At 69.3% G+C, this 26,383-nt stretch carries 29 protein-coding genes; 15 read left to right on the plus strand and 14 right to left on the minus strand.

What is annotated here, in order from left to right:
- The first annotated feature begins 51 nt into the window (after positions 1-51).
- From HNR00_RS11920 to HNR00_RS11970, 11 genes are all read left to right on the plus strand, one after another.
- A complete protein-coding gene (locus HNR00_RS11920) occupies positions 52-276 on the plus strand; it encodes a hypothetical protein (RefSeq protein WP_183569477.1) in 225 nt (74 codons plus the stop codon).
- Between the two features lie 148 nt (positions 277-424).
- Positions 425-655, plus strand: coding sequence for a light-harvesting antenna LH1, beta subunit (gene pufB, locus HNR00_RS11925; protein ID WP_183569479.1), 231 nt, complete (start codon positions 425-427; stop codon positions 653-655).
- Positions 656-665: 10 nt separating this feature from the next.
- Positions 666-854 carry a light-harvesting antenna LH1, alpha subunit gene (pufA, locus tag HNR00_RS11930; RefSeq protein WP_137828900.1) on the plus strand — a complete coding sequence of 63 codons (189 nt, stop codon included), beginning with the start codon at positions 666-668 and terminating at the stop codon, positions 852-854.
- A 76-nt stretch (positions 855-930) separates the two neighbouring features.
- Positions 931-1,755, plus strand: coding sequence for a photosynthetic reaction center subunit L (gene pufL, locus HNR00_RS11935; RefSeq protein WP_183569480.1), 825 nt, complete (start codon positions 931-933; stop codon positions 1,753-1,755).
- A gap of 105 nt (positions 1,756-1,860) precedes the next feature.
- On the plus strand, positions 1,861-2,838 hold the full coding sequence (gene pufM, locus HNR00_RS11940; protein ID WP_183569481.1) for a photosynthetic reaction center subunit M: 978 nt from the start codon (positions 1,861-1,863) through the stop codon (positions 2,836-2,838).
- On the plus strand, positions 2,835-3,935 hold the full coding sequence (gene pufC / locus HNR00_RS11945; RefSeq protein WP_183569482.1) for a photosynthetic reaction center cytochrome PufC: 1,101 nt from the start codon (positions 2,835-2,837) through the stop codon (positions 3,933-3,935). The genes pufM and pufC overlap by 4 nt, the downstream gene beginning before the upstream one ends.
- A gap of 586 nt (positions 3,936-4,521) precedes the next feature.
- Entirely contained in the window at positions 4,522-6,273 is a 1,752-nt protein-coding gene (locus HNR00_RS11950) for a type I secretion system permease/ATPase (protein WP_183569483.1), read from the plus strand.
- Entirely contained in the window at positions 6,273-7,619 is a 1,347-nt protein-coding gene (locus HNR00_RS11955) for an HlyD family type I secretion periplasmic adaptor subunit (RefSeq protein ID WP_183569484.1), read from the plus strand. Before HNR00_RS11950 ends, HNR00_RS11955 begins: the two co-directional genes overlap by 1 nt.
- 157 nt (positions 7,620-7,776) lie before the next feature.
- Entirely contained in the window at positions 7,777-7,902 is a 126-nt protein-coding gene (ykgO, locus tag HNR00_RS11960) for a type B 50S ribosomal protein L36 (RefSeq protein WP_003601867.1), read from the plus strand.
- An 81-nt stretch (positions 7,903-7,983) separates the two neighbouring features.
- Complete coding sequence (locus tag HNR00_RS11965; protein WP_183569485.1) at positions 7,984-8,589, plus strand: hypothetical protein; 606 nt, start codon at positions 7,984-7,986, stop codon at positions 8,587-8,589.
- Between the two features lie 8 nt (positions 8,590-8,597).
- A complete protein-coding gene (locus tag HNR00_RS11970) occupies positions 8,598-9,593 on the plus strand; it encodes an alpha/beta fold hydrolase (protein WP_312886041.1) in 996 nt (331 codons plus the stop codon).
- Between the two features lie 33 nt (positions 9,594-9,626).
- Here the strand turns inward: HNR00_RS11970 and pyk are convergent, their stop codons facing one another.
- The gene (gene pyk / locus HNR00_RS11975; protein ID WP_183569487.1) at positions 9,627-11,063 is read right to left on the minus strand and encodes a pyruvate kinase; all 1,437 of its coding nucleotides are present in this window, start codon (positions 11,061-11,063) and stop codon (positions 9,627-9,629) included.
- 327 nt (positions 11,064-11,390) lie between these two features.
- On the opposite strand from pyk, the gene HNR00_RS11980 reads away from it, so the two are divergent.
- Positions 11,391-12,290, plus strand: coding sequence for an outer membrane protein (locus HNR00_RS11980; RefSeq protein ID WP_183569489.1), 900 nt, complete (start codon positions 11,391-11,393; stop codon positions 12,288-12,290).
- Positions 12,291-12,408: 118 nt separating this feature from the next.
- Here HNR00_RS11980 and HNR00_RS11985 read toward each other — a convergent pair whose 3' ends face one another.
- Positions 12,409-12,945: a hypothetical protein gene (locus HNR00_RS11985; protein ID WP_183569491.1), complete on the minus strand. Its 537-nt coding sequence runs from the start codon at positions 12,943-12,945 to the stop codon at positions 12,409-12,411.
- On the minus strand, positions 12,935-13,834 hold the full coding sequence (locus HNR00_RS11990; protein ID WP_183569493.1) for a ParA family protein: 900 nt from the start codon (positions 13,832-13,834) through the stop codon (positions 12,935-12,937). The genes HNR00_RS11985 and HNR00_RS11990 overlap by 11 nt, the downstream gene beginning before the upstream one ends.
- Positions 13,835-14,090: 256 nt before the next feature.
- On the opposite strand from HNR00_RS11990, the gene HNR00_RS11995 reads away from it, so the two are divergent.
- Together HNR00_RS11995 and HNR00_RS12000 are read left to right on the plus strand one after the other, a co-directional pair.
- Positions 14,091-14,489 carry an MAPEG family protein gene (locus HNR00_RS11995; protein WP_183569495.1) on the plus strand — a complete coding sequence of 133 codons (399 nt, stop codon included), beginning with the start codon at positions 14,091-14,093 and terminating at the stop codon, positions 14,487-14,489.
- Between the two features lie 100 nt (positions 14,490-14,589).
- A complete protein-coding gene (locus tag HNR00_RS12000) occupies positions 14,590-16,077 on the plus strand; it encodes a carbohydrate porin (RefSeq protein WP_376770379.1) in 1,488 nt (495 codons plus the stop codon).
- A gap of 95 nt (positions 16,078-16,172) precedes the next feature.
- Here HNR00_RS12000 and phoB read toward each other — a convergent pair whose 3' ends face one another.
- From phoB to pstS, 6 genes are all read right to left on the minus strand, one after another.
- A complete protein-coding gene (gene phoB / locus HNR00_RS12005) occupies positions 16,173-16,877 on the minus strand; it encodes a phosphate regulon transcriptional regulator PhoB (RefSeq protein WP_183569499.1) in 705 nt (234 codons plus the stop codon).
- 187 nt (positions 16,878-17,064) lie between these two features.
- On the minus strand, positions 17,065-17,778 hold the full coding sequence (phoU, locus tag HNR00_RS12010; RefSeq protein ID WP_183569501.1) for a phosphate signaling complex protein PhoU: 714 nt from the start codon (positions 17,776-17,778) through the stop codon (positions 17,065-17,067).
- 68 nt (positions 17,779-17,846) lie between these two features.
- Positions 17,847-18,662 carry a phosphate ABC transporter ATP-binding protein PstB gene (gene pstB / locus HNR00_RS12015; RefSeq protein WP_183569503.1) on the minus strand — a complete coding sequence of 272 codons (816 nt, stop codon included), beginning with the start codon at positions 18,660-18,662 and terminating at the stop codon, positions 17,847-17,849.
- A 43-nt stretch (positions 18,663-18,705) separates the two neighbouring features.
- Positions 18,706-19,611 (minus strand): phosphate ABC transporter permease PstA, encoded by a 906-nt coding sequence (gene pstA, locus HNR00_RS12020; RefSeq protein WP_183569505.1) that lies wholly within the window; start codon positions 19,609-19,611, stop codon positions 18,706-18,708.
- A gap of 26 nt (positions 19,612-19,637) precedes the next feature.
- Positions 19,638-20,615: a phosphate ABC transporter permease subunit PstC gene (gene pstC / locus HNR00_RS12025; protein ID WP_183569507.1), complete on the minus strand. Its 978-nt coding sequence runs from the start codon at positions 20,613-20,615 to the stop codon at positions 19,638-19,640.
- A gap of 105 nt (positions 20,616-20,720) precedes the next feature.
- Positions 20,721-21,764, minus strand: coding sequence for a phosphate ABC transporter substrate-binding protein PstS (gene pstS, locus HNR00_RS12030; protein WP_183569509.1), 1,044 nt, complete (start codon positions 21,762-21,764; stop codon positions 20,721-20,723).
- A 333-nt stretch (positions 21,765-22,097) separates the two neighbouring features.
- On the opposite strand from pstS, the gene HNR00_RS12035 reads away from it, so the two are divergent.
- Complete coding sequence (locus tag HNR00_RS12035; RefSeq protein ID WP_376770375.1) at positions 22,098-22,412, plus strand: hypothetical protein; 315 nt, start codon at positions 22,098-22,100, stop codon at positions 22,410-22,412.
- A 23-nt stretch (positions 22,413-22,435) separates the two neighbouring features.
- On the opposite strand, the gene HNR00_RS12040 is transcribed toward HNR00_RS12035, so the two are convergent.
- The 5 genes from HNR00_RS12040 to HNR00_RS12060 form a co-directional block, all read right to left on the minus strand.
- Positions 22,436-22,642 carry a hypothetical protein gene (locus tag HNR00_RS12040; RefSeq protein ID WP_183569511.1) on the minus strand — a complete coding sequence of 69 codons (207 nt, stop codon included), beginning with the start codon at positions 22,640-22,642 and terminating at the stop codon, positions 22,436-22,438.
- Between the two features lie 183 nt (positions 22,643-22,825).
- Complete coding sequence (locus HNR00_RS12045) at positions 22,826-22,963, minus strand: hypothetical protein (RefSeq protein WP_183569513.1); 138 nt, start codon at positions 22,961-22,963, stop codon at positions 22,826-22,828.
- Positions 22,964-23,068: 105 nt separating this feature from the next.
- Positions 23,069-23,407 (minus strand): hypothetical protein, encoded by a 339-nt coding sequence (locus HNR00_RS12050; RefSeq protein WP_183569516.1) that lies wholly within the window; start codon positions 23,405-23,407, stop codon positions 23,069-23,071.
- 58 nt (positions 23,408-23,465) lie between these two features.
- Positions 23,466-24,044, minus strand: coding sequence for an NADPH-dependent FMN reductase (locus HNR00_RS12055; protein ID WP_183569518.1), 579 nt, complete (start codon positions 24,042-24,044; stop codon positions 23,466-23,468).
- Positions 24,045-24,107: 63 nt separating this feature from the next.
- Complete coding sequence (locus tag HNR00_RS12060; RefSeq protein WP_183569520.1) at positions 24,108-26,048, minus strand: putative bifunctional diguanylate cyclase/phosphodiesterase; 1,941 nt, start codon at positions 26,046-26,048, stop codon at positions 24,108-24,110.
- Between the last annotated feature and the right edge of the window lie 335 nt (positions 26,049-26,383).

Consider the following 26,383-nt stretch of genomic DNA (forward strand, 5'->3'; position numbering starts at 1 on the left):
CTTCACCGTCCGGCTTGCGCGAGCGCCGGACCCATCGCGGAGAGCCACTCCATGCAACGCTCCATGACCGCTCCGTCCCGCCAGCACAACGAGGCGATCCAGTTCCGGATCATCCTGGCGGCGACCTACCCGTTCTTCCTCGCCGCCGCGGTGGTGCAGCGTGTGCTGCCGGGCCGGGCTCCGGCGCGGCGCGGCCTGCCCGCCGCCCGCCGCTCGGTCTTCGGCGAGGCCAAGGCCATGGCGGTGTCGGCGATCCCCTTCGCCTTCATGGGCTGATTCTTTCGGCTGACCGGCGCCCGTCGCCGGCCCGTGCTCGAACCTTCCGTGCGGTGTCACGGGGGATCCTGCGCCGCGATGTCATCGAGTTGCGGCGTCACCCGCCCCGTCCTTCCAAGGACGCGGGCCTAACCAGCGGAGGTTATCGATGGCCAACGGAGTGACCGAAAGACCGAGCAGCCTCTCAGGGCTGACGGAACCGGAAGCCAAGGAGTTCCACGCGATCTTCCTGACGAGCTTCATCATCTTCACGGCGATCGCCGTGGTCGCCCACATCCTCGTCTGGCTGTGGCGCCCCTGGCTTCCCGGGCCGAAGGGCTACGCCATGCTCGACGGCGTGCAGCAGGCCGCGCACGGCCTTGTCTCGATGATCGTCTGAGGAGGTTCGCATGCACAAGGTTTGGCTTCTGTTCGATCCGCGCCGCACGCTGGTGGCGCTCTTCACCTTCCTGTTCATCCTGGCGCTGCTGATCCACTTCATCCTGCTCAGCACCGACCGGTTCAACTGGCTGGAAGGCCCGAAGGACGCCAAGGCGGCGGCCGCCCACAGCCTCGTCCTCCCGACGATGCCGGGCTGACGCGACATCCTCGCCGCGGGCAGGTCTCGATCCGCCCGCGGCATTCCCTCTCCGACCACCCGGGAGGAACCGGCCCATGGCGATGCTGAGTTTCGAGCGCAAATACCGGGTTCGCGGCGGCACCTTGCTCGGCGGCGACCTGTTCGACTTCTGGCTGGGGCCGTTCTACGTCGGCTTCTTCGGGGTCACGACGATCTTCTTCTCGGTGCTCGGCACCGCCCTAATCGTCTACGGGGCCGCCATCGGCCCGACCTGGAACATCTGGCAGATCAACATCGCCCCGCCGGACCTGAAATACGGTCTCGCGCTGGCGCCCCTGAAGGAAGGGGGGCTGTGGCAGATCATCACCTTCTGCGCGATCGGGGCGTTCTCGTCCTGGGCGCTCCGCGAGGTCGAGATCTGCCGCAAGCTCGGCATCGGCTACCACGTGCCGTTCGCCTTCTCGGTGGCGATCTTCGCCTACGTGACCCTGGTGGTGATCCGTCCGCTGCTGATGGGCGCCTGGGGCTACGGCTTCCCCTACGGCATCCTGAGCCATCTCGATTGGGTGTCGAACACCGGCTACCAGTACCTGCACTTCCACTACAATCCGGCGCACATGCTCGCGGTGAGCTTCTTCTTCACCACGACCTTCGCGCTGGCGCTGCACGGCTCGCTGATCCTGGCCTCGACCAACCCGCCTAAGGGCGAGACGGTCAAGACGCCCGAGCACGAAGACACCTACTTCCGCGACACGATCGGCTACTCGATCGGCACGCTCGGCATCCACCGGCTCGGCCTGTTCCTGGCCCTGTCCGCGGGCTTCTGGAGCGCGGTCTGCATCGTCATCAGCGGCCCGTTCTGGACCCAGGGCTGGCCCGAATGGTGGGGCTGGTGGCTCAACCTGCCGATCTGGCGCTGAACCCGACTCATCGGCCGGCGCCCGCGCCGGCCGGACCAACCGAAAGACCGATCGACGGGCACGAGGGTCACCTCGGGCGACCGTAGGTCCAGGGAGGGAGAATCCGTGGCCTACTACCAGAACATTTTCACCGCGGTGCAGGTGCGCCCGCGCGAGCCGGAGCACGGCATCCCGGTCGCGGTCGACAACCGCATCGGCAAGCCCTTCAACAGCTACCTGTTCGGGCTCATCGGCAACTCGCAGGTCGGACCGATCTACGGCGGCTATCTCGGGGCGCTGTCGCTGACCTGCGGCCTGATCGCCTTCGAGATCATCGGCCTCAACATGCTGGCCTCCGTGAACTGGGATCCGATCCAGTTCGTGCGCCAGCTCCCCTGGCTGGCGCTCGAACCGCCGCTGCCGAAATACGGCCTCAAGGTGCTGCCGCCGCTCGCCGAGGGCGGATGGTGGCTGATCGCCGGTTTCTTCCTCACCGCCTCGATCCTGCTGTGGTGGGTGCGCATGTACCGCCGCGCCCGGGCGCTCGGCATCGGCACCTACGTGCCCTGGGCCTTCGCCGCCGCGATCTGGCTCTACCTCGTGCTCGGCTTCATCCGCCCGCTGCTGATGGGCTCGTGGAGCGAGGCGGTTCCCTTCGGCATCTTCCCGCACCTCGATTGGACCGCCGCGTTCTCGCTGCGCTACGGCAACCTGTTCTACAACCCGTTCCACATGCTCTCGATCGCCTTCCTCTACGGATCGACGCTGCTGTTCGCCATGCACGGGGCGACCATCCTGGCGACCAGCCGCTACGGCTCGGAGCGTGAGATCGACCAGATCGTCGATCGCGGCACGGCGACGGAACGCGCCGCCCTGTTCTGGCGCTGGACCATGGGCTTCAACGCCACGATGGAATCGATCCACCGCTGGGCGTGGTGGTTCGCGGTGCTCACCACGATCACCGGCGGCATCGGCATCCTGCTCACCGGCACGGTCGTCGACAACTGGTATCTCTGGGCGGTCAAGCACGGCGTCGCGCCGGCCTACCCGCAGGTCTACGGGCCGATCACCGATCCGCTCAGCACGCCGGGGGGGGCGCCATGAGGACATTGCTCGTCGTCGCCGGCGCCGTCGTCGCCACCTTCCTCACCATCGCCCAGTTCGGCACCGCCGGCTGGACGAGGCCCCCGATCCTGGCCCAGCAGCACGGCTATCGCGGCACGGGCATGGACCAGATCCAGACCAAGGCAGGGGCGGCCGCGCTCAAGGCCGCCAACGTCGCCCCGGCCCCGGCCGAGCCGGTCGAGCAGGGCACGGAGAAGGCCGGCGCGACCTACCAGAACGTCCAGGTGCTGAAGGACGTCAGCGTCGAGGAATTCAACCGCCTGATGACGTCGATGACCGAGTGGGTGGCGCCCGAGCAGGGCTGCACCTACTGCCACAACACCGAGAACATGGCCGACGACAGCCTCTACCAGAAGAAGGTCGCCCGGCGCATGATCCAGATGGTGCAGCACATCAACACCACCTGGAAGGAGAAGCATGTCGGCGAGGCGGGCGTGACCTGCTACACCTGCCACCGCGGACAGCCGGTGCCGGCCAACATCTGGTTCGAGAATCCGGGCCCGAACTACAAGACCGCGTTCACCCCGCGCAACAACGGGCAGAACATGGCCTCGGCTTCGGTCGGCCTCGCCTCGCTGCCCTACAACACCTTCGCCGAGTATTTCGGCAAGAAGGACGTCGACGAGAACGTGATCCGCGTCAACGCCACGACCGCGCTTCCCGAGAGCAAGGGCAAGCCGATCCAGGACGCGGAGAAGACCTACGGCCTGATGATGCACATGTCGTCGTCGCTCGGCGTGAACTGCACCTACTGCCACAACACCCGGGCGATCTCGAACTGGGAGCAGAGCACGCCGCAGCGGACGCTCGCCTGGCACGCGATCCGGATGGTACGGGACCTGAACGGCGACTACATCGAGCCGCTGACCGGGACCTTCCCGGCCAACCGCCTCGGCCCGACGGGCGACGCGCCGAAGCTGAACTGCGCCACCTGCCACAACGGCCAGAACAAGCCGCTCGCGGGTGCCCACGTGGTCGAGACCTATCCGGAGCTGACCCAGGTGACGGCCGATGCCGGCGCGGCACCGGCCCAGGACAAGGCGCCGCCCACGGCACCGGCCCCGGCCCCGCAATAACGCGGCCCGACCGCCACGCGCAGAGGCCGACACCGAGAACGAAACCGCCGGCCCGGGCATTCCGGGCCGGCGGTTTCGTCGTGCGCAGCCTCTTCCCGGAAACGGCCTCGGCGCGCTCCCCTCGGCGTGCGGCGCGGTCCGGCGCATCGGCGTGATCCGGATCACGGTTGCGGCGACACCGTCATGCCATCGTTGCGAAACGGGACGATGCGAGGAGCGGTGGAGAACTTTCCGCACGCACGATTCGCCGAACTCTCATCCGTCATGAGTTCGAACGAACACGTGCGTGCGTCGTAACGGATCTTCTTCGAGGAAGAGTTCAAACATCGACCGATCTGTTCGAGAGAGATAGTCCGTCAATCAGCATCGTCTCGACGGCAATTCATGCCCGTCGGCGGCACTGATCTGCGGATGTCTCGACTCGGCGCCTCGGCACCGAGACTAGCTTTGCAGTTCGTGCGGGTAAAATGCGAGACCGCCGCTTAAATTTGGACGCAATTCGCGATATGAACGTCGATCGGACGCATCCGGACGGCAGAAGCCCGACGGGAGGGCGACATATCGCCGACGGTCGGGGGGCAGGGCGGTGAGCAAAGCGCGCGAGAAGAACGAGATCGCCGCCGCATTGGCGCAGTGCAAGACGGCCTTCATCGGCGTCGCCGTGATGAGCGGCCTCGTCAACATCCTGTACCTCACCGGCTCGTTCTACATGCTCGAGGTCTACGACCGCGTGATCCCGAGCCGCTCCGTGCCGACGCTGGTCGGCCTCAGCGTGCTGGCGCTGGTGCTCTACGGCTTCCAGGGCGTGCTGGAGGCGATCCGCTCGCGCATCCTTGCGCGCATCGGCGCCGCCCTCGACGAGTCGCTCAGCGGCCGGGTGTTCGACATCGTCGTGCGCGCCCCCCTCAAGGGTGCGGTGCCCGGCGACGGCCTGCTGCCGTTGCGGGATCTCGACCAGATCCGCTCGTTCCTGTCGGGCACCGGCCCCTCGGCCTTCTTCGATCTGCCGTGGATGCCGATCTATGTCGGCATCTGCTTCCTGTTCCATCCCTACATCGGCATGGCGGCGATCGCCGGCACCGCGATCCTCGCCGGCCTTACTTTCCTGACCGACCGGGCCACCAAGACCCCGACCCAGGCCGCAACCGGCCACGGGCTGCGCCGCAACGGGCTCGCCGAGTCGGGCCGGCGCAACGCCGAGGTGCTCGCCGCCATGGGCATGCAGCAGCGGCTGGCCGCCCGCTGGTCGGTGGCCAACCGCGACTACATGGAGTCGCACCAGAGCGTGGCGGATGTCGGCGGCGGCTTCGGCGCCGGCTCGAAGGTGTTCCGCATGGCGCTGCAATCGGGCGTGCTGGCGCTCGGCGCGTGGCTCGTGATCCACAACGAGGCGACCGCGGGCATCATCATCGCCGGCTCGATCCTCGTGTCGCGCGCCCTCGCTCCGGCCGAACTCGCCATCGCCAACTGGAAGGGCTTCGTCGCCGCCCGCCAGAGCTGGCGGCGCCTGTCCGAGCTGTTCGCCAAGCTACCGGCCAGCGAGCAGCCGCACGCGCTTCCGGCCCCGAGCCAGGCGATCTCGGTGGAGGGCGTCAGCATCGCCCCGCCCGGCACGGCGCGCATCGTCGTGCAGGACGTCACCTTCACGCTGAAGGCCGGCCAGGGCGTCGGCGTGATCGGCCCCTCGGCCTCGGGCAAGTCCTCGCTGGTGCGCGCCATGGTCGGCGTCTGGCCGCCGGTGCGCGGCAAGGTCCGCCTCGACGGCGCCGCGCTCGATCAGTGGTCGAGCAACGATCTCGGCCTGCATCTCGGCTTCCTGCCGCAGGAGGTCGAGCTGTTCGCCGGCACGGTCGCCGAGAACATCGCCCGGTTCGAGCCGAACCCGCCCTCCGAACTCGTGATCGCCGCCGCCCAGGCGGCCGGTGTCCACGACCTGATCCTGCGCCTGCCCGAGGGCTACGACAGCCGCATCGGCGAGGGCGGGGCCGGCCTTTCCGCCGGCCAGCGCCAGCGCATCGGGCTCGCCCGCGCGCTCTACCGCGATCCGTTCCTCGTCGTGCTCGACGAGCCCAACGCCAACCTCGACAGCGAGGGCGAGAACGCCCTGACCCAGGCGATCCTGGGCGTGCGCCAGCGCGGCGGCGTCTGTGTCGTCGTCGCCCACCGCCCGAGCGCGCTCGCCGCCGTCGACCTGATCCTGATGATGGCCGAGGGCCGCGCCCAGGCCTTCGGGCCGAAGGACGAGGTGCTGAAGCGCGTGCTGCGCCCGGCCCCCGCCCCGGTGGCGGCCCCGGCCGCCGCGCAGCCGATCGCCAATGCCCGGCAGGAGAGCGCCTGATGTCCACGAGCCTCGCTTCCGTCGCGGGCTTGAGCCCGGCCCTGCCGCGGCCGACCGCCCACGGCTCGATCCGCCGCCACCTCGCGGTGACGCTCGGGCTCGCCGTCATCCTCGTCTTCGGAATCGGCGGCTGGGCCACCTTCACCCATGTCTCGGCGGCCGTGATCGCGCCGGGCCAACTCGTGGCGGAGACCGACATCAAGAAGGTGCAGCACCCCACCGGCGGCGTCGTCGGCCAGCTCCTCGTGCGCGAGGGGCAGAAGGTGTCGGCGGGCGAGGTGCTGATCCGCCTCGACGAGACCCAGACCCGGGCCAATCTCGACATCGTCCTCAAGGCGATGGACGAGCTCGCCGCCCGCCGCGCCCGCGACGAGGCCGAGCGCGACGGCCACAAGGTCATCCAGTTTCCCGACGAGCTGGTCTCGCGGATCGACAGCGACCCGTCGGTCACCCGCCTCATCGACGGCGAATCGCGCCTGTTCGCCTCGCGCGTCGCCGGGCGCGAGGGCCAGAAGGCGCAGCTTCGCGAGCGGGTCGATCAGCTCCGCCAGGAGATTTCCGGCCTTACCGAACAGGCGTCGGCCAAGGACCGCGAGATCGTCCTGATCGGCCAGGAGCTGAAGGGCGTGCGCGAGCTCTATGCCAAGAACCTCGTGCCGCTGTCGCGCGTCACCGCGCTGGAGCGCGACGGGGCGCGAATCGAGGGCGAGCGCGGCCAGCTCATCGCCTCGACCGCCTCGGCGCGGGGCAAGATCGCCGAAACCGAGCTGCAGATCTTCCAGATCGATCAGGAGATGCGCACCGAGGTCGGCAAGGACTTGGCCGAGATCCGAGGCAAGTGGTCGGAGCTGCGCGAGAAGCGCGTCGCGGCGGAAGACCAGCTCAAGCGCATCGAGATGCGCGCGCCGCAGGACGGCTACGTCCACCAGATGACCGTGCACACCATCGGCGGCCTCGTGACGCCGAGCGAGCCGGCCATGCTGATCGTGCCGGCCGCCGACCAGCTCCTCGTCGAGGTGCGGGTGCAGCCCCAGGACATCGACAACGTCCGCGTCGGCCAGAAGGCGAACCTGCGCTTCTCCGCCTTCAACATGCGCACGACGCCCGAGATCGACGGGCAGGTGGTGCGCGTCTCGGCGGACGTGACGACGGACCCGAAGACCGGGATGAGCTTCTACACGGCGCGCATCCGCATCGCCGACGACGAGAAGGGCCATCTCAAGGGCCTGCGCCTCGTGCCCGGCATGCCGGTGGAGTCCTACACCCAGATCGGCGAGCGCTCGGTGCTGTCCTACCTGATGAAGCCGCTGACGGACCAGCTGGCGAAGGCTTGGCGCGAGCGCTGAGCGACACCTTGCCTGTGAAGGCTTTTGTCTGATATGGCGGCGGCCTTCCCGCGATGTCCTGAACCGCCATCGCCGGAGTGCCGTCCGCGGCGCTCCGTTCCGAGAAACTCTTTCCGACAACAGGCGGCCGGTCTCGATCCGCGCCGACGTGAGACCGATGAAGATTCGCAACTCCCTCAAGTCCCTGCGCGGCCGTCACCGCGACAACCAGCTCGTCCGCCGCAAGGGCCGGGTCTACGTCATCAACAAGACCCAGAAGCGCTTCAAGGCCCGCCAGGGTTAAAAGCCCTTCACGTCGGCGCCCGAACAAGGCGCGGCGTGCGGGCGCGTTGACGCTCCCGGTGACCGGGTGGATGTTGGGTCCATGCCCGTCCGCCCGCTCCCGATCCTGACCCTCCTCCTCGCCCTTGCGGGGACGAGCGCCTTCGCCGCCCCGGCGCCCGAGCCGGGTGGGCGCGAGCAGCCGGAGAAGGAGCGCAAGGCGCATCCGCCGGTCAGCCTCGACGACCTCTACAAGCGGCTCAAGGACTCGGACGACGAGGCCGAATCGAAGGCCGTCGCGACCCTGATCGAGCGCCGCCTCGGCCGCTCCGGCAGCGCCACCGCCGACCTCCTCTCCGACCGCGCCCGACAGGCCATGGCCGGCAACGAATTGCCGCTCGCCGTCGAGCTGATGGACCGGGCCGTGGCCCTGGAGCCGAACTGGGCCGAGGGCTGGAGCCGGCGCGCCACCCTGTTCTTCCGCCTGTCCGACTCGCAGAGCGCCATCGCCGATCTGCAGCGCGCCCTGGTGCTGGAGCCGCGCCACTTCGAGGCCTGGGCGGCGCTGGGCAAGCTCTACCTCGCCGCGGACGACAAGGGCCGCGCCATGGATGCCTTCCGGCGGGCGGAGGCGCTCTATCCGCGCTGGGACGTGCTCAAGAAGGCGATCGACCGCCTGAAGCCCGACGTGGACGGCCGCGACCTCTGACCCCGACCGTGTCCGACCTCCTGCGCTTCGCCGCCGGCTTCCTCGCGGTCGCCGCCGGCCTGATCGCCCTGGCGCTCGGTGCGGCCGCGGCGGCGACCCTGGTGATCGCCGCGCGGGTCGAGGCGCGCTATCCGCCGGCCCAAAGCCGTGTCGCCGTCACGGATGGCCACCTCGCCTATCTGGAGGACGGGCCAAGGGAGGGCGCGCGAGCGACCGTCGTGCTGCTGCACGGAGCCTCGGCCAATGCCTACGACCCGTTTGCAGGCGTCGGGCGCCGGCTTGCCGCCGCGGGGTTCCGCGTCGTCTCCTTCGACCGGCCGGGCTACGGCGGCAGCGATCGGCTGGCCGGGGCTGAGGCCGCGACGCCGGCCTTCCAGGCGCGGGCGATCAGCGAGGCGATCGACCGGCTGGGGCTCGGGCCGGTGATCCTGATGGGCCATTCGTGGTCGGGCGCGCTGGCCCTGCGCATGGCGCTCGACCGGCCGGAGCAAGCGGCGGGCCTCGTGCTCCTCGCCCCCGTGGCGATGCCGTTCCCGCCGACCGCACTGCCGTGGTGGGCCGGGCTGGCGCTGCAGCCGCCGGTGACGTGGCTGCTGACGCGGACGATCGCGGTGCCGCTGGGGATGGTCTACCTGCCGGGCGTCGCCAAGGGCGTTTTCCGGCCGGAGCCGCCGGTGGAGGATTACGTCGCGCGCAGCCGCGCGCCGCTGATCCTGCGGCCGGGGCCGGCGCTCGCCAACATCCAGGACCTCGCCGGCCTGCCCGCGGCGCTCGCCGAGCAGGCGCCGCGCTATCGCGATCTTCGGGTGCCGACGGTGATCGTCTCGGGGGAGGGCGATCCGGTCGTGGTGACGGAGAAGCAGGCGGAGCCTTTGAGCCGGGCGCTGCCGGAGGCACGCCTCGTCACCCTGCCGGGGGCCGGCCACATGATCACCTACACCGCCCCGGACGCCATCGTGCGGGAGACGGAGAGCCTGCTCGCCCGGCTGCCCGGACGCTCGTGAGGCCGGGCCCCGCAGGACGCGGGGCCCGAACCGTCACGCCCGATCGGCGTGTTCGCGGGTGACGAAGGCGATGCGGACCATGTTGGTGGCGCCGGGGATGCCGAACGGCACGCCGGCCACGACGATGACCCGATCGCCCAACTCGGCGAAGCGCTCGCGCACGGCGAACTTCGCGGCGCGGAAGGCCATGTCGTCGATGTCGCTGGCGTCCTTCGTCACGATCGGGTGCGTGCCCCACACCATGGTGAGGCGACGCGCGGTCTCGCGCTTGGGCGTCAGGGCGATCACGCTGGCGTTCGGCCGGGCGCGGGCGAGGCGCTGCACCGTCGAGCCCGAATGGGTCCAGGCCATGATGGCGCGAAGCCCCAGGGCGTCGACGATCTGGTGGGCGGCGGCGGCGATGGCGTCGGAGGCGGTCGGCTCCGGGCCGGTGCGCTGCGCCATCAGGATCGACCAGTAGAGCGCGTCGCGCTCCACCTGCTCGGCGATGCGGCTCATCGTGGTGATCGCCTCGACCGGGAAGGCGCCGGCCGCGCTCTCGGCCGAGAGCATCACGGCGTCGGCGCCCTCGTATACGGCGGTGGCCACGTCCGAGACCTCGGCGCGGGTCGGCACCGGCGCGGTGATCATCGATTCGAGCATCTGCGTCGCGACGACGACGGGCTTGCCGAGGCGCCGGGCGCCGCGGGTGATGCGCTTCTGCACGCCGGGCACTTGCTCCAGCGGCATCTCCACGCCGAGATCGCCGCGGGCCACCATGATGCCGTCGGAAATCTCGATGATCTCGTCGAGGCGAGTGAGGGCCTGCGGCTTCTCGATCTTGGCCATCACCAGGGCGCGGCCGGCGGCGACCTTCTTCACCTCGGCCACGTCCTCCGGGCGCTGCACGAAGGAGACCGCGATCCAGTCGGCGCCCGCGGCGAGGCCGGCGTCGAGATCGGCGCGGTCCTTCTCGGTCATGGCCGGAAGCGGCACGACGGTGTGGGGCAGCGACACGCCCTTGCGGTTCGAGATGCGCCCGCCGACCTCGACGCGGGTCACCGCGCGGCCCTCGCTCACCTCGGTCACGATCAGGCGCAGCTTGCCGTCGTCGATCAGGATGGCGTGCGTCGGCTCCAGCGCCGAGAGGATCTCGGGATGGGGCAGGTAGCAGCGGTGCACGTCGCCCGGCGTCGGGTCCGAATCGAGCACGAAGGTCTGGCCGTTCTCCAGCTCGGCGGCGGTGTCGACGAAGGTGCCGAGCCGGAGCTTCGGACCCTGAAGATCGACCAGAATGCCGATGGGGCGCTTGGCCTCGCGCTCGATCGTGCGGATCACCTCGATGCGCTCGGGCAGCTTGGCGCGGTCGAGATGGCTCATGTTGATGCGGAACACGTCCGCGCCGGCCTGGAACAGCTTGGCGATCATCTCCGGCGTGTCGGAGGCGGGCCCCAGGGTTGCGACGATCTTGGTGCGGCGCGAGCGCTTCAATCCAGCCTCCATGACCCGCTGGACCCGCCGGGTCGCGGGAGCGCGAGGGCGGGAACGGCCCGGATGACGCGCGACGGATGGGGGCGGTCGGCGGCCGGACGGGGGCTTGCCGGGCCAGAAGCATCGCTCCACCCCGCAGGTCAAGGTCGGTCTGCCGCCGCCCCGGCCGCGCCGCGCCGGCGGATGCCCGCAGAAGTTTCGAGGAGGCGGCCGGACAGCCGTGCCCACGTCAAGTGGCGGCTGCGTGTTGCTTCGTTGCCATAGGCAGCTTGGCCGTCCTGCTGCTACGGTCACGCTACGAATTCTTCAGTTCAAGGCGGTCATTCCGTGATCAAGGCTCTTCTCCTCGGCGGCGCAGCGGCGCTCGCGTCCACCGCGGCTCTCGCCGCAGACCTGCCGCGCCGGGCCGGGCCGCCGCCGGTGTTCACGCCGGTCCCGGTCTTCACCTGGACGGGCTTCTACGCCGGCCTGCACACCGGCTACGCCTTCACCGACAACGCCAACATCCGCACCGTCGGCAACCAGGCCGGCACGGCGCTCAACGTCACCAACAACTTCCGCCCCGCCTCGCTCAAGAGCGAGGTCGATGGCTTCTCGCGGATCGGCGGCGGCTTCGGCTACAATCTCCAGTTCACGCCCGGCTCCGGCTTCGTCGTCGGCGCGGCCTTCGACATCACGTGGCTGGATCTGGACAAGAACACCGGCTTCGTCGGCGCTCCGAACCCGGTGCTCGTCGGCGGCGTGCCGACCGCGCTGCCCGCCACGCCGAACGCCAGCGTCTTCACGCAGAACCTCGACTATCTCGGCACCGTCAACGGCAAGATCGGCTACGCCTTCGACCGGTTCCTCGTCTACGGGACCGGCGGTCTCGCCTTCGGCCAAGTGAACTACGGCGCCAGCTTCTACGGCACGATCACCCAGGGCCTGCCGCTGCAGTTCCTCGGCGGCTACGACAAGCAGTTCGAGACCGGCTACAACTACGGCGGCGGCGTCGAGTACGCGATCCCGGCCGACAGCTTCCTGAGCTACTTCGCCTTCGGCAAACTGCTCGGCATCAAGTCCGACGTGACGCTCAAGGCGGAGTACATCCGCTACGACCTCGGCAGCCGCAGCGTCGTGGTCCCCGGCGTCCTGGCCGGCAATGCCGGCTTGAGCTACACCTCGACCTTCAAGACCGAGGGCAGCCTGGTCCGCGCCGGCTTCAACTACAAGTTCAGCGCGTACTGAGCGTCTTCGCCTGACCGACAAGACCGATGCGGGCGCCCCTCGGGGCGCCCGTTTTCGTTTCGGGCGCGTGGAGGGCCGCGCGGGGCCGAGCGCGGGGCCCGCCCCGAGGTCGGGCGCGTCAATCCTTCCGCTTCTTGCCCTTCTTCTTCTCGGTCTCCTTCCGCTCCTTCTTGCCCGCTCCCTTCGGCGCCGCGTCGTCCTTCGCGGAGAGGGGAGCGTCGTGGTCGACGCCGTCCCAGGTCGCCGCGAAGGGGCGGCTGCCCAGAGCCCGCGCTGCCGGGGCCGGCGGATCGGCCCGCTCCGGAGGGGCCGGATCGCCCCGACGCACGGGAGCTTCCCCGGCGGCGAGGGCCGCGAGGCGGCGGCGGCACCAGCCGGGGGTGGCCTGCTTCAAGGTTGGGTGATGCGGGTCGAGGCGGGCCACCACCGCCTTCACCTCAGCGTCCGTCATGCCGTCGGCGATCAGGGCGAAGGCCTCCGTGCCGATCACGTCCCGGATCATCCGCAGGGCGTGCGGCTTCAGGCCCCGCGCCTTGAGCTGGCGCACCACGAGGGCACGGGCGGCCTTGGGGATTTCGGCGCGGATGTCGGGGAAGGCCTCGGGTGCCGAGGCCATGGCCTGCAGCACCGCGTATCCATCGACATCAAGAGCCATGGAGAATGTCCTTCACTTCCGCGACGAGGGGGATCAGCACGTTCGGCACGTGCGCGCCGTACTTGGACGAGAAGGTCGGCGGCGCGCCGCCGACCGGGACGAGGGCGTCGGCGAGCGCCGCCGCCTGGGGAACGCGGGTATCGAGCAGGCGGAAGCCCGCATCCGCCGACGCCGCCTCGGCAACGAGGCGGGCCAGCGTCTGCTGGTGCTGGCGCACCTGCGCCTGATAGCGGGTCACGAGCACGTAGGGCGCGCTGCGCGGAGCGATGTGCCCATCCTTGCGCCCGCTGCGCCGCCAGATCGTCTCGACGAAGGCGTTGAGGCCGTAGGTCGAGAGGAAGTCGGGAATCGAGGTGACGAGGACGAGGTCGGCGGCGCGCACCGCGACCTCGGTCATCGGCGAGATGCCGGGCGCGCAATCGAAGAAGACGTAGTCGTAATCCTGCGCAAGCGGCGCGAACTCGTCCTGGAACAAAGTCCAGAGCCGGGCCTCGATGTCGCTCATCGAGAACTTCCGCTCGGTCAGCTCGTAGAGAATCTCGCGCTCCACGAGGCGAAGATGTGGGCCGGACGGCAGCAGCGCGAGTTCGAGCGGCCGGTTCTTGTGCGTCGTCAGGCTGACGCCCGGTTGGATGCGGGCGCGCAGATCCGGCTTGTGCCGGGTGATGAGCTTGAGGGCGAGGTAGGCCTCAAGCGTCCGGCCGCGGGAGATCATCTGCGCGAGCAGATCGTCGCCCGCGAGGCAGACCGAGACCGAGGCCTGGGGATCGAGATCGACCACCAGCACCCGCGCCCCGTCGGCGGCGAGCGCCTCGGCCAACATGACGACCGTCGTCGTCTTGCCGACGCCGCCCTTCATGTTGGCGACCGCGATCAGCTTGCCGCTCAACGTGCGTCCTCCCTGCAAGTCCCGACGCCGACATCGGCGCGAAGCGAGACAGACATATGTCAGTCTTCGCACGTCCCGAGCGATGGGACGCGTCGCGATGGCGGGACAATCCACAACGCGTGACACGGACGCCGAAGGGGCGTTCACGTCCGCGCGGGTGCCGGAACCAGCCAAAGCCACGCCGATTGGTGCCTTTGCCGCACCATGGCCGAATCTTGGCCGCACCATGGCCGAACCACGACGGAGACCGACACCCGTGATCTTTCCGACCATCACCGCCTTCTATGCCGGCATCCTCGGCCTGATCTATGCCGGATTGTCCGCCTGGGTGATCGGCGGGCGCGTGAGCGGCAACGTGCTGTTCGGCGACGGCGGGCAGGACGGATTGCAGCGGCGCATCCGCTCGCACGCCAACTTCATGGAATTCGTGCCGTTCACGCTCCTGCTGATCGCCCTCTACGAGGCGGGCGGCGGCGCGAAGGGCTGGGTGCAGGGACTGCTGATCGTGCTGGTGATCGCCCGCATCCTCCACCCGATCGGCATGTTCGCCGGCACCAACACCCCGCGCCAGTTCGCCTGCCGCGGCGGCGGCATCATCGCGACGGTCGCCGTCATGGCGGTCACGGCGATCCTGCTGTTGCTGCGCGCCGGCTAACCCCACGACGGTCTCAGCCCTGTCATCCGCGCCTGCTTGATGGGATGAGGATGCTCGGCCGGCTCGCGGCCGGGGAGAGGCGCGGCGGCACCCCTTGAGCGTGGAGAGACGGCCTTCGCGCCGGGGCGCGGCGGGACGAGCGCGGCGGCGCGCCGTCCTCGCGCTCGCGGCTTGCCTGGGCTCGGGCGCCTCCGCCGCGGCGCAGGACTTCCTGCTCCCGCTCACCGGTGCCGGCGGCGATCCGCAGACCGCGGTGGCGCAATCGCGCACCTCGGATCAGGTCTCGGTCACCAACAAGGGCTCGATCGAATCCTCGCTCGGGCCCGACAGTGATCCGTTCGGCCTACGCGCCTATCTGGCGCAACGCGGCATCACCTACGTGCTCACCTATATCGGCGAGGGTCTCGCCGACGTGTCGGGCGGCCTCAGGCGCGGCGCGACCTACGGCGGGCGCCTCGACACGGGCCTCGACATCGACCTCGATCGCTTCATGGGCTGGGAGGGCGCGCGGTTCCACACCGACTTCTTCCAGATCCACGGCCACGGCATGTCCCGCGCGTTCGTGAACAACCTCACGACGGTGAGCGGCATCGAGGCTTTGCCCTCGACCCGGCTGTTCGAGCTGTGGGTGGAGCAGCGCTTCCTGGGCGAGAAACTCTCGATCAAGGTCGGGCAGGTCTCGGCGGACACCGAGTTCGCCATCGCGCAGTCGGGCGTGGTCTTTCTGAACGCCGGCTTCGGCTGGCCGAATGTCGGCGCCGTGGTGCTGCCGAACGGCGGGCCGATCTACCCGCTGGCGACGCCCGCGATCCGGGTGAAGTACGTGCCGACCGACGCGCTGTCGTTCCAGGCCGCGCTCTTCAACGGCGACCCGGCCGGCACGCCGAAATCCGACGATGGGATCGACCCGCAGCGGCGCAACCGCCACGGCACGGATTTTCGCGTCAACGATCCCGCGCTGCTGATCGGCGAGGCGGCCTACGCCTATCCCTCGCTTCCCGGTACGACGGGCCTGCCCGGCACGGCGACGCTCGGGGCGTGGCACCATTTCGGCCGGTTCGACAGCCCGCGGCTCGATAGGGTCCAGGGGCGATTGCTCGCCGACCCGGAGGCCAGCGGCATCGCCCGGCGCTTCCGCGGCGACAGCGGCGTCTACGCCATCGTCGACCAGACGATCTTCAACGAGCCCGGCGCGCCGGGGGAGGGCGCCTCGGCCTTCGTCCGGCTCTCGGCGGTGCCGGGCGACCGCAACCTGATCGACCTCTACGTGGATGCCGGCATCGCCTACAAGGGGCTGATCCCCGGGCGCCCCAACGACACCGCCGGCCTCGGTGTGATCCACTCGCGCCTCTCGCCCGCCGCCCGCGGCATCGACCGCGACGGGATCATCCTCGGCACCGGCACGGGGCCGGTCCGCAGCAGCGAGACGGTGATCGAGGCGACCTACCAGGCCGAGATCGTGCCCGGCTTCACCCTCCAGCCGGACCTTCAATACGTCATGCGCCCCGGCGGCGGATTGCCGGATGCGAACGGGCGACGCATCCGCAATGCCACCGTGATCGGGCTGCGGGCGACGGTGAACTATTGAAGCGGCGTCTCACCGGCTGCCCCGACCCATCCCCCCTCATCGCGAGGTGCCGCTTCAGGATGAGGGAGTTGGGTGGGAGGCCGCTTTTTGAAAAACTACTCGGCCACCGCGAACATCTCGTCGAACGAGTAGCCGGAGCCGCGCACGGTGCGGATCGGGTCGCTCTGGCGGGGCCGATTGATCGCCTTGCGCAGGCGGCCGACATGGACGTCGACGGTGCGCTCGTCGATGTAGACGTCGTGGCCCCACACGCCGTCGAGGAGTTGCTCGCGGGAGAAGACCCGGCCGGGGCTCTGCATCAGGTATTCGAGCAGCTTGAATTCGGTCGGCCCGAGATGGATCTCGCGGCCCTGGCGGCGGATGCGGTGGCTCACCCTGTCGAGCTCGATATCGCCCGCGGTCAGCATGTCGGCGACATGGGCGGGCTTGGACCGGCGCAGGAGCGAGCGCACGCGGGCGAGCAACTCCGGCACCGAGAACGGCTTGACCACGTAGTCGTCGGCCCCCGTCGAGAGGCCGCGCACACGGTCGGCCTCCTCGCCGCGGGCGGTCAGCATGATGACCGGCAGCCGCTCCGTCTCGCGGCGGGCGCGGATGCGGCGGCACAGTTCGATGCCGGACAGGCCCGGCACCATCCAGTCGAGCAGGACGAGGTCGGGGGTGGTCTCGTGCAGGCGGAGGTCCGCCTCGTCGCCGCGGGTCGCCACGTCGACCACGAAGCCCTCGGCCTCGAGGTTGTAGCGCAGCAGCGTGGTCAGCGATTCCTCGTCCTCGACGATCAGGATGCGCGCGCTCGTCATCGAACGTTGTCCCATTCGCATTTTTCGCCAGGAGCCTCCTTCGTCACCGCAACGGTGACGGAGGCGCACGCGGGAATCCAGTCCCGGCGCTCGGGTAGTCCCGGCAAACAGCGTCTCACGTCCGTCTTCGCGCGATCCGATACCCGGCTCGCGCGAAGACCATGCACATCACGTCGACCGAAAGGCCTCAGGCGCCCGGCTGAACGGTGGCGTAGTTCGAAGCGTCGTTCTTCGGGCGCTCGCCCTGAGGCGCCTCGCCAGTGGCGAGGTACTGGATCGTTTCGGCGACGTTGGTGGTGTGGTCGCCGATGCGCTCGACGTTCTTGGCGCAGAACAGCAGGTGCGTGCAGAACGAGATGTTGCGCGGATCTTCCATCATGTAGGTCAGGAGTTCGCGGAACAGCGAGTTGTAGAGCGCGTCGATGGCCCCGTCCCGCTCCCACACGTCGTGGGCGGCGGCGGTGTCGCGGCTGGCATAGGCGTCGAGCACGTCCTTGAGCTGCTCCTGCACGAGGTCGCTCATGTGCTGGACGCCGAGCACGATCTTCTGCGGCTGGGCCTGATCGCTGATCGCGACGACGCGCTTGGCGATGTTCTTGGCGAGATCGCCGATCCGCTCCAGATCGCCCGCGACGCGAATCCCTGAGATAGTCTCGCGCAGGTCGATGGCGAGCGGCTGGCGCCGGGCGATGAGCAACACGGAGCGCTCCTCGATCTCGCGCTGGAGCGTATCGAGGCGCTTGTCGGCGGCGATCACCGCCTGGGCGAGCGCCGTGTCGCGACGCACCAGCGCGTCGGTGGCGTCGGCCAGCATTTTTTCCGCGACGCCGCCCATCTCGGCGATGGAGCGGCGCAGGTTCTCGAGATCGTTGTCGTAGGAGGAAACGATATGCTCGGCCATGGTCTTCGAAGTCTCCGGTGAAGCCGATCCGTCGCAACAAAGGGGTCGCGACACGAAATGGGGGCGGATCAGCCGAAGCGGCCGGTGATGTAGTCCTGGGTCTGGCGCTTGGCCGGGTTCATGAAGATCTTCGAGGTCGCGTCGAACTCGATCAGCTCGCCGAGATACATGAACGCGGTGAACTGTGAGATGCGGGCGGCCTGCTGCATGTTGTGGGTCACGATGACGATCGTGAACTCCGAGCGGAGCTGCTCGATCAGCTCCTCGATGCGGCCGGTCGAGATCGGGTCGAGCGCCGAGGTCGGCTCGTCGAACAGGATCACCTCCGGGCGCTGGGCCACGGTGCGGGCGATGCAGAGGCGCTGCTGCTGACCGCCGGACAGGCCCATGCCGGACTGCTTGAGCTTGTCCTTCACCTCGTCCCACAGGGCGGCCTTGCGCAAGCTCTCCTCGACGCGGACGTCGAGCTCGGCCTTGGGCAGCTTCTCGTAGAGGCGCAAGCCGAAGGCGACGTTGTCGTAGATCGACATCGGGAACGGCGTCGGCTTCTGGAACACCATGCCGATGCGCGAGCGCAGTTCGTTGAGGTCGATCCTGGGATCGAGCACGTTCTGGCCGTCGAGGAGGATCTCCCCTTCCGCGCGCTGCTCGGGGTAGAGGCTGTAGATCCGGTTGAAGGTGCGCAGCAGGGTCGATTTTCCGCAGCCCGAGGGGCCGATCAGCGCGGTCACCTGCCGGTCGCGAAAGTCGAGGTTGATGTTCTTCAGGCCGTGGAAGGAGCCGTAGTAGAAGTTCAGGTCCTTGACGGCGATGCGCACGGGTGCGGCGTGGTCGGCCGGGTTGCGGCCGTCGAGCTGGCTGCGGATCGCGGGGGAGGCGCTCATCGGAGGTCTCTCGTCGGGTAGGAGGTCGGGACGCGGGTAGCGATCAGCGCTGCCGCTGTTCCTTGATCACGAAGCGGGCCGTCACCGAGAGAGCCAGGATGGTGACGGTGATGAGGAGCGCGCCGGCCCAGGCGAGGCTCTGCCAGTTGGGGTAGGGCGAGAGCGCGAACTGGTAGATCATCACCGGCAGGTTCGGCACGCCGCCGAGCAGGTTGGCGTTGAACCACGAGTTGTTGTTGAGCGCGGTGAACAGCAGCGGCGCGGTCTCGCCGGCGATGCGGGCGAGCGCCAGGATGATGCCGGTGACGATGCCCGCGGAGGCCGCCCGCCACGTGATCGCACGGATCACCAGGGAACGGGGGGCGCCGAGCGCCGCGCCGGCCTCGCGCATGGGGCTCGGCACGAGGCGCAGCATGTCCTCGGTGGTGCGCACGATGACCGGCACGGCGATGATGGCGAGCGCCACCGCGCCGGCCCAGCCCGAATAGGTCCCCATCGGCCGCACCATCAGGGTGTAGACGAACAGGCCGATCAGGATCGAGGGCGCCGAGAGCAGCACGTCGTTGAGGAAGCGGATGACGTCGGCGATCTTCGAGGTCTTGCCGTACTCGGCGAGGAACGTGCCGGCCATCAGCCCGATCGGCGTGGCGATGACGATGCCGATGAAGGTCATGATCAGGCTGCCCAGGATGGCGTTGGCGATGCCGCCGCCTTCCGAGCCGGGGCCGGGGGTCGGCGCCGTGAACAGCGCCGGGGTGAAGCCCTTCACGCCCTCGATGATCAGCATCAGCAGGATCGAGCCGAGCACGATGATGCCGAGCAAGGTGGCGAGCGTGCTCGCCACGATCAGGATGCGATCGGCGACCCGGCGGCCGGAGCGCACGCGGCTGGCGCGGGGCGCAGGATCGGGCGTCTGGCCGGTCGTCGCGATGGGGTTGGTGGCGTCCATGGTCGGCGCTCGTCCCGGTTGGTGGCTCAGGCGACCTTGGCGCGCCGCACCAGCAGGCGCGCGATGATCAGCACGAAGAAGGTGATGATAAAGAGCAGGCAGCCGAGCGCCATCAGCGAGGAGAGCTGGAGGCCGTCGGCCTCGTTGAACTCGTTGGCGATGCGCGAGGCGATGGTCGAGCCCGGATCGAAGATCGAGGCCGAGAGGCGGTTGGCGTTGCCGATCACGAAGGTGACCGCCATGGTCTCGCCGAGCGCGCGGCCGAGGCCCAGCATGATCGCGCCGATGATCGACACCGAGGCCTGCGGCACGAGCACGTGGCGCACGACTTCCCAGGTGGTGCAGCCGATCCCGTAGGCGCTCTCGCGCAGCACGGTCGGGATCTGGTCGAGCATGTCGCGGGTGATCGAGGCCACGAAGGGCACGATCATGATGGCCAGGATGATGCCGGCGGTGAGCACGCCGACGCCCGAGGGGATGCGGGCGTAGAGGATCGTGCCGACGATCGGCAGGCCCTCGACGAGGTTCGAGACCGGCACCTGCACGAAGTGCGCGAAGAGGGGCGCGAACACGAACAGGCCCCACATGCCGTAGATGATGCTCGGCACCGAGGCGAGCAGTTCGATCGTCATCGCGACCGGCTTGCGGGCCCAGCCGGGGCAGAGCTGCGTCAGGTAGACCGCGATCCCGAGGGAGATCGGCACGCCGATGAGGAGCGCCAGCAGCGCCGCCGCGACGGTGCCGATGATGGCGGGCAGCGCCCCGAACTGCTCGGTGCCGATGTTCCAGGCGGAGGAGGTGAGGAAGCCGAAGCCGAACTCGGCGAAGGCCGGCCACGCGCCGTAGACGATGGAGCCGAGGATGCCGGCGAGCACCAGCAGCACCAGCAGCGCCGAGGCGTAGGACAGCCCCTGGAACAGCCGGTCCCCGGTCTTGCTCGGGGCGGTGCGGGCGGCGACGCCGCTCTCGCGGGCCAGGGCGACGGATTGGGTCAAGGCGGTCATCCGCGAAAGCTCATCGAATGCGGGGCGTGTAGCGCGGTCGCGGGCGGGAGGCGAGCGGACCGCATGAGAAGGGCCCCTCCCGAGGGGGAGAGGCCCGATGACGCCTTACATGCTGCCGAGGATCGGCTTGCCGTCCTTGCCCTTGATGGTCTTCCACTCTTCGTGGATCAGGCCGACCACGTTGTCGGGAAGCGGCACGTAGTCGAGTTCGCTCGCGAGCTTATCGCCGTTCTTGTAGGCCCAGTCGAAGAACTTCAGCACGTCGGCGGCCTTGGCCGGGTCGGCCGGCTCACGGTAGACGAGGATGAAGGTCGCCGCCGTGATCGGCCACGCGTCGTCGCCGGCTTGGTTGGTCAGCGCGATGCCGAAGCCGGGGGTCGACTTCCAGTCGGCGCTGGCGGCGGCGGCCTGGAAGGCCTTGTCGTCGGGCTGCGGGAACTTGCCGGCCTTGTTCTGGATCAGGGCGTAGGCGAGCTTGTTCTGCTTGGCATAGGCCGACTCGACGTAGCCGATCGCGTTGGGGACCTGCTTGACGGTGGCGGTGACGCCCTCGTTGCCCTTGCCGCCCTGGCCGACCGGCCAGGAGATGGTCGTGGCGGCGCCGAACTCCTTCTTCCAGCTCTCGGAGACGCCCGAGAGGTAGGTGGTGAAGATATTGGTCGTGCCCGACGCGTCGGAACGGTAGATCGGGGTGATGTTGGCCTCGGGCAGCTTCACGCCGTCGTTCAGCTTGGCGATCTTCGGGTCGGACCACTTCTGGATCTTGCCGGCGTAGATGTCGGCGACGATCTCGCCGGTGAGCTTGAGCTTGCCGGGCTCGAGGCCGGCGATGTTCACCACGGTGACCACGCCGCCCATGACGGTCGGGAACTGGACGAGGCCGTCCTTCTCGAGCTGGGCGGGCTTCAGCGGCGCGTCGGTGGCGCCGAAATCGACGGTCTTGGCCTGGATCTGCTTGATCCCGCCGCCGGAGCCGATCGACTGGTAGTTCAGGCCCATGCCGCTATCCTTGCGGTAGGCCTCGGCCCACTTGGAATAGACCGGGAACGGGAAGGTGGCACCGGCGCCGGTGATGTCGGCGGCGAGCGCCGAGGTCGCGAGCTGGGCGGCGGCGAGGCCGACCGCCAGGGCGTAAGCGAAGGGTTTCACGAGCATCTCCGTAACGTGTCGGGCGCTGCCGCGGTCGGGGGCCTCTCGGGCGTCCCGGCCAGTCCATCGAGGGATCGGCCTCCCGCCGCGACCGGCCTAGCCCTAACCGGCTGACGCGCCGGCTCTATGACGGCCACATGACGGGGACATGACAGAGACGGCCGCGTTCCACGTCCGGCCGAATTTCGCTGCGGACGGGACCGCTTGGCGGCTCTCGGGCGTTGAGGGGGATCGAGGCCGTCGCGCCCGGTCGGGCTTGGGACCGGTCGGGATAGCGGGGCGGGGTCTAGAACGAGGGCCTCGCATCGGAGGCGCACAGAGGAGATCGTCAGCGTGGCGGAGCCATCCCGCAGAACCGACCGGTCGGCGGAGGCGGCCGATCCGAAGGCGAACGACCCGCAGAGCGGGGATGCGGTCGAGGTGCTCGATCCGCAGGAGGCCGCCTATCGTGCGCTGCACGGCGAGCGGGACGCCCTGGAGCGTGCCCTGGCCCTCGTGCAGCACCGCCAACGGTTCGGCGACGACGACGACGTCGAGGCGGCCCGCGCCAGCGAGATGGAGCTTCTGCGGGATCTGGACCGGATTCTGACGATGATTCGCGCTGCGGAGATCCGGCGCAGCCAGCCGCAAGCGCGGCGCTGGCAGTAGGGCGCCGCCTTCGATGCGGCGCGTCAGGCGCCGCGGCGCTGGTCCCGCTCCTTCTGGCGCAGACGCAACAGCAGTTCGACCTGCACGTCGGTGATCGGGCGCGATTCGCAGGTGTCGACGTAGGCCTCCCGCAGGGCCCGGCCGAGCCGGTTGCGCGTCTCGCCGCTCAGACCCGGCATCGGTGCCTGGGCGAGGGCGTCGGAGGCGAAGTCGGTCGCGAGCTGTGCCATGATGGACCGAAGCGAGGGTGAAGGTTTCGTCACCGTGCGGACGCAAATCCGCGACTGAGGATGTAGTCTGCGCCGAGATGGTTAACGAAAGCTTACCGTCCGGGTGTCTCGCCGCGAACTTCTCGAGACGAACACGGCATTCGGTCCCCGCCGCGCCCGGCGCAGCGGGGACAGTTCCGTCCGTCAGCCGATGAAGAGCAGGTCGAGCACGATCGTGGCGATGCCGCCGACCACGGCGAGGCCGAGCAGGATCACGCTGCTGACCTGATCGACGCTGTCGACATCGTGGCCGACGCGGTGGGTGAGATCGTTCGCGGACATGGGCGGTTCCTTCCGTTTGCCTCCGCCGACCATCGCGCGAGACGCCTTTCGGTTTCAGGGAGCGCGCTCGCTCCGGCGCGCTCCCGATCGCCCGCCGCGTCCGGCTCAGCCGGTCGAGGCCGCCTTGCGGATGCGCTCGACCGCGGCGTCCACGTCGAAGTCCGGCGCCAGCAACGCGTCGAGGGTCAACGGCGATTGCTGCGGCAGGGTGAGGTTGATCCGGCCCTCCATCGGCTGGAACTCCGGCGCCTCCGCAGCTCGGACCGCGAGCGTCCAGGCGCCGTCCATCCGCAGTCCGTCCGGATCGGGCGGGGCATCGCGGAGCGCGGCGAGCCCCACGACGGCTTCGTTCCGGAAGGCGAGGCTCAGGCGATCCTCCGACACCAGCGCTGCCTTGACCAGTTCGGTCAGGACGTCCCTGACCCTGTCGACGCTCCTGTTCATCCGTCCCTCGCTCCGCCTCTGCCGTGAGGAAGGGCGGGCAAGCGCGATGCCAGAGCGTTCAATACGGCGTGCCGGCCTCGCGCCGGGCTCGCAGCGCTTCGGCATACCACGTCAACTCGTCGAGGAACTTTTGGGCCGACTTCCTCAGCCAGTCCTCGGAGGGCTCGCCCGCCTCGCTCAGCGCCTTGTGGATGCGCGGGATCGGCAGCAGGGACGGGATGCTCGGGGTGCCGAGTTCGGCCAGCATCGCCCGCAATTGCATCGCCGCGCGCACGCCGCCGTACTGCCCGGCCGAGTAGCAGCAGATGGCGGAGGGGCGCCAGAAATACTCCTCCAGGAAGTGGTCGAGGGTGTTGGAGAGGGCCGGCGGGATCGCGTGGTTGTACTCGGCCGAGACGACGACGAAGGCGTCCGCACGCCGATAAAGTTCGGCCAGCCGCTCCAGCGGCTCGGGCGCCTCGCCCTTCGGATACTCCTTGTACATCCGGTCGAGCAGGGGAAGATTCAGCTCCGCCGGATCGACCAGCGGCGCCGCGTGGCCGCGGGCTTCGAGCTGTGCGACGAGGAAGCGGGCGGCCCGGATTCCCTGGCGCTCCGAGCGCACGGAACCGAGGATGACGGGAACGGTCAGGGACATGGACGGACTCGCGGGTCGTTGCCGGGAGACCGAGTCTATCCCGCCGCGCCGGCTTCGTCGCCGTCACGCCACCGCGGACAGACTAGGCGGCGCAGCCGGCACCGGGATCGATCGCCCGGCGACCATGGCCTCGAAGGCCGCGATCTCACCGGACGGCATCGGCTTTCCGAACAGGTAGCCCTGCATCGACCGGCACCCGACCGAGCGCAGGAGCAGCATCTGCTCCGTCGTCTCCACGCCCTCGACGATGCAGTCCAGGGACAGATGCCGGCACAGGTCGAGGATCGCACGCACGATGGCGAGCGACGTCTCGTCACCGTCGAGTTGGGTGACGAAGCTGCGGTCGATCTTCAGCCGATCGACCGGAAGGCGCTTGAGGTAGCTCAGACTCGAATAGCCGGTTCCGAAATCGTCGAGGGCGATGCACGGCCCGAGGGACTTGAGGGCGCTCAGCGCCCGCCGGGCATCGCCGAGATCGCGCATCAGCCCGGTCTCGGTCACCTCGAAAACGATCCGGCTCGGATCGATGCCGCTCGCGACGACGAGGGCGATGAGCGCCTCGACGCTTTCGGGCGTGGCGATGTCGTGGGCCGAGAGATTGAAGGAGAGGCGCCGGTCCGCGGGCCAGCCGCGCACCGCATCGAGCGCCTTCGCGAGCAGCACCCGGGTCAGATCGAGGATCAGACCGCTGCGCTCGGCCACCGGAATGAAGTCGGCCGGCGAGACGGCCCCGAGGGTCGGGCTGTTCCAGCGCGCCAGCGCCTCGTAGGCCTCGACCTGCCCGCCCGCCACATCGACGATCGGCTGGTAGAGCAGGTGGAACTCCGTCGCGAGGTCGGCCCGCCGAAGGGCCTGTTCGACGGCCGCATGCCGGCGCAGGGCGGCCTCGTGATCCGGGGCGAAGAGCACGGCCTTGCCCCGATGGAAGGCCTTGGCGTGGTAGAGGGCGAAATCGGCCCGCTCCACCAGGGTCTCCGCGCTCGCGGCGGCCTCGGGGAAGCGGGCGAAGCCGACGGAGGCGCCGATCTGCGCCATCCCTTCCCGCAGCGCGTAGGGTTGCCCCAACAGGCTGCAGATCCGCCGGCCCAGCCCGTCGAGATCCCCCTCGCCCTCGACGATGATGCCGAACTCGTCGCCGCCGAGGCGGGCGGCCCAGCCGATGCCGGCCCCCTCCAGGCGCCGGGCGACCTCGCGCAGCACGGCATCGCCCGCGCCGTGGCCGAGGCTGTCGTTGACCGGCTTGAAGCCGTCGAGGTCGATCATGCCGACGCCGAACTGCGCGCCCGTGGCGGCGGCCTGCGTGACCGTCTCCTCCAGCCGCGCCACGAACGAGCGGCGGTTCGGCAGGCCGGTCAGCGCGTCGGTATGGGCGAGCCGGCCGTTCTCGGCGGTGAGATCGACGAGGTGGCAGAAGTCGCGGTAGGCGAAGCTCTGCATCGCCGTCGAGCCGACCAGCACGAGGACGTAGCTGATCACCGCCATCTGCACCAACGGCTCGCCGACGGCGATGAAGTAGACGCAGTAGGGCACCGCGATCGTGGCGAGGATATGCGCGGCGCTGCGCAGGTGCGCGAGGCACTGCATGCAGAACATCATCGTGATGGTGAGGAAGAAGATGATGTGCATGTCGCTGGCGCTGTTGCCGTGGCCGAACAGCAGGCTGGCCCAGAGCGAGGCGCCGATTCCGAGGATCGCGGTGAACCGGTTGACCATCCGCAGCCGGGCGATGGCCTCCTTCCCCTGGAGCGGGCGCCGGGCCGTGCGGATCCACCCGAGCGAGCGCGCGCAGACGGCGACGACCAGCACGACCGGCGGCCCGACGACGACCCAGTCCGGCGCCAGCCCGTAATGCGCGTAGGCGAGCCCGACCGCGTTGAGGCCGAGGAACGCGTAGAGCATCAGGATCTGGCGGGCGAGCGCCTGGAACTGCGCCGCGGCTAGAACCGGGTCGTTCTCGCGCACGGCGTAGAAGCCGAGGAGGCGGCGGAGCCTCGGGATGAACATCGTCGTCTCGTCGTCGTCACCTCGGATGGGACGACTGAAACCAACATTTCCTAATAAATTCGGACGCCGGGCCCGCGCATCGCGCGCATCGCGGCGGTTTGTGTGAGGGGTGCTGCAAACGAAGAACGCTGCGGCCCGGGGAGGCTCGGGATCTATCGACACTCTTTTCGAAGAGGGTTGCTTTTGAGGCGTTGCTGGGGTGAAAGCCCGATCAGCTTGCCCATGCGATGGACCGCTTTCGACCGAGGTCGTGTGAGAACGCCGATCCGTCAGGCTTGGGTCGTTTGCGTGGAGCAGCGTGGCAGATCGAACTGGCGAGCCTCAGGCCCGGATGG

The sequence above is a fragment of the Methylorubrum rhodinum genome (assembly GCF_014199935.1).
Lineage (GTDB): Bacteria > Pseudomonadota > Alphaproteobacteria > Rhizobiales > Beijerinckiaceae > Methylobacterium > Methylobacterium rhodinum.

Excerpts from the sequence above, each read along its gene's own strand:
- pufL (WP_183569480.1), top strand. The coding sequence starts at position 931 with ATGGCGATGCTGAGTTTCGAGCGCAAATACCGGGTTCGCGGCGGCACC.
- HNR00_RS11920 (WP_183569477.1), top strand. The coding sequence starts at position 52 with ATGCAACGCTCCATGACCGCTCCGTCCCGCCAGCACAACGAGGCGATC.
- phoU (WP_183569501.1), bottom strand. The coding sequence starts at position 17,778 with ATGGCCGAGCATATCGTTTCCTCCTACGACAACGATCTCGAGAACCTG.
- pstA (WP_183569505.1), bottom strand. The coding sequence starts at position 19,611 with ATGGACGCCACCAACCCCATCGCGACGACCGGCCAGACGCCCGATCCT.
- HNR00_RS11955 (WP_183569484.1), top strand. The coding sequence starts at position 6,273 with ATGTCCACGAGCCTCGCTTCCGTCGCGGGCTTGAGCCCGGCCCTGCCG.
- pstB (WP_183569503.1), bottom strand. The coding sequence starts at position 18,662 with ATGAGCGCCTCCCCCGCGATCCGCAGCCAGCTCGACGGCCGCAACCCG.
- HNR00_RS11965 (WP_183569485.1), top strand. The coding sequence starts at position 7,984 with ATGCCCGTCCGCCCGCTCCCGATCCTGACCCTCCTCCTCGCCCTTGCG.
- HNR00_RS12050 (WP_183569516.1), bottom strand. The coding sequence starts at position 23,407 with ATGAACAGGAGCGTCGACAGGGTCAGGGACGTCCTGACCGAACTGGTC.
- HNR00_RS12040 (WP_183569511.1), bottom strand. The coding sequence starts at position 22,642 with ATGGCACAGCTCGCGACCGACTTCGCCTCCGACGCCCTCGCCCAGGCA.
- pstC (WP_183569507.1), bottom strand. The coding sequence starts at position 20,615 with ATGACCGCCTTGACCCAATCCGTCGCCCTGGCCCGCGAGAGCGGCGTC.
- pufA (WP_137828900.1), top strand. The coding sequence starts at position 666 with ATGCACAAGGTTTGGCTTCTGTTCGATCCGCGCCGCACGCTGGTGGCG.
- HNR00_RS12045 (WP_183569513.1), bottom strand. The coding sequence starts at position 22,963 with ATGTCCGCGAACGATCTCACCCACCGCGTCGGCCACGATGTCGACAGC.
- pufB (WP_183569479.1), top strand. The coding sequence starts at position 425 with ATGGCCAACGGAGTGACCGAAAGACCGAGCAGCCTCTCAGGGCTGACG.
- HNR00_RS11985 (WP_183569491.1), bottom strand. The coding sequence starts at position 12,945 with ATGGCTCTTGATGTCGATGGATACGCGGTGCTGCAGGCCATGGCCTCG.
- ykgO (WP_003601867.1), top strand. The coding sequence starts at position 7,777 with ATGAAGATTCGCAACTCCCTCAAGTCCCTGCGCGGCCGTCACCGCGAC.
- HNR00_RS12055 (WP_183569518.1), bottom strand. The coding sequence starts at position 24,044 with ATGTCCCTGACCGTTCCCGTCATCCTCGGTTCCGTGCGCTCGGAGCGC.
- HNR00_RS12060 (WP_183569520.1), bottom strand. The coding sequence starts at position 26,048 with ATGTTCATCCCGAGGCTCCGCCGCCTCCTCGGCTTCTACGCCGTGCGC.
- phoB (WP_183569499.1), bottom strand. The coding sequence starts at position 16,877 with ATGACGAGCGCGCGCATCCTGATCGTCGAGGACGAGGAATCGCTGACC.
- pufC (WP_183569482.1), top strand. The coding sequence starts at position 2,835 with ATGAGGACATTGCTCGTCGTCGCCGGCGCCGTCGTCGCCACCTTCCTC.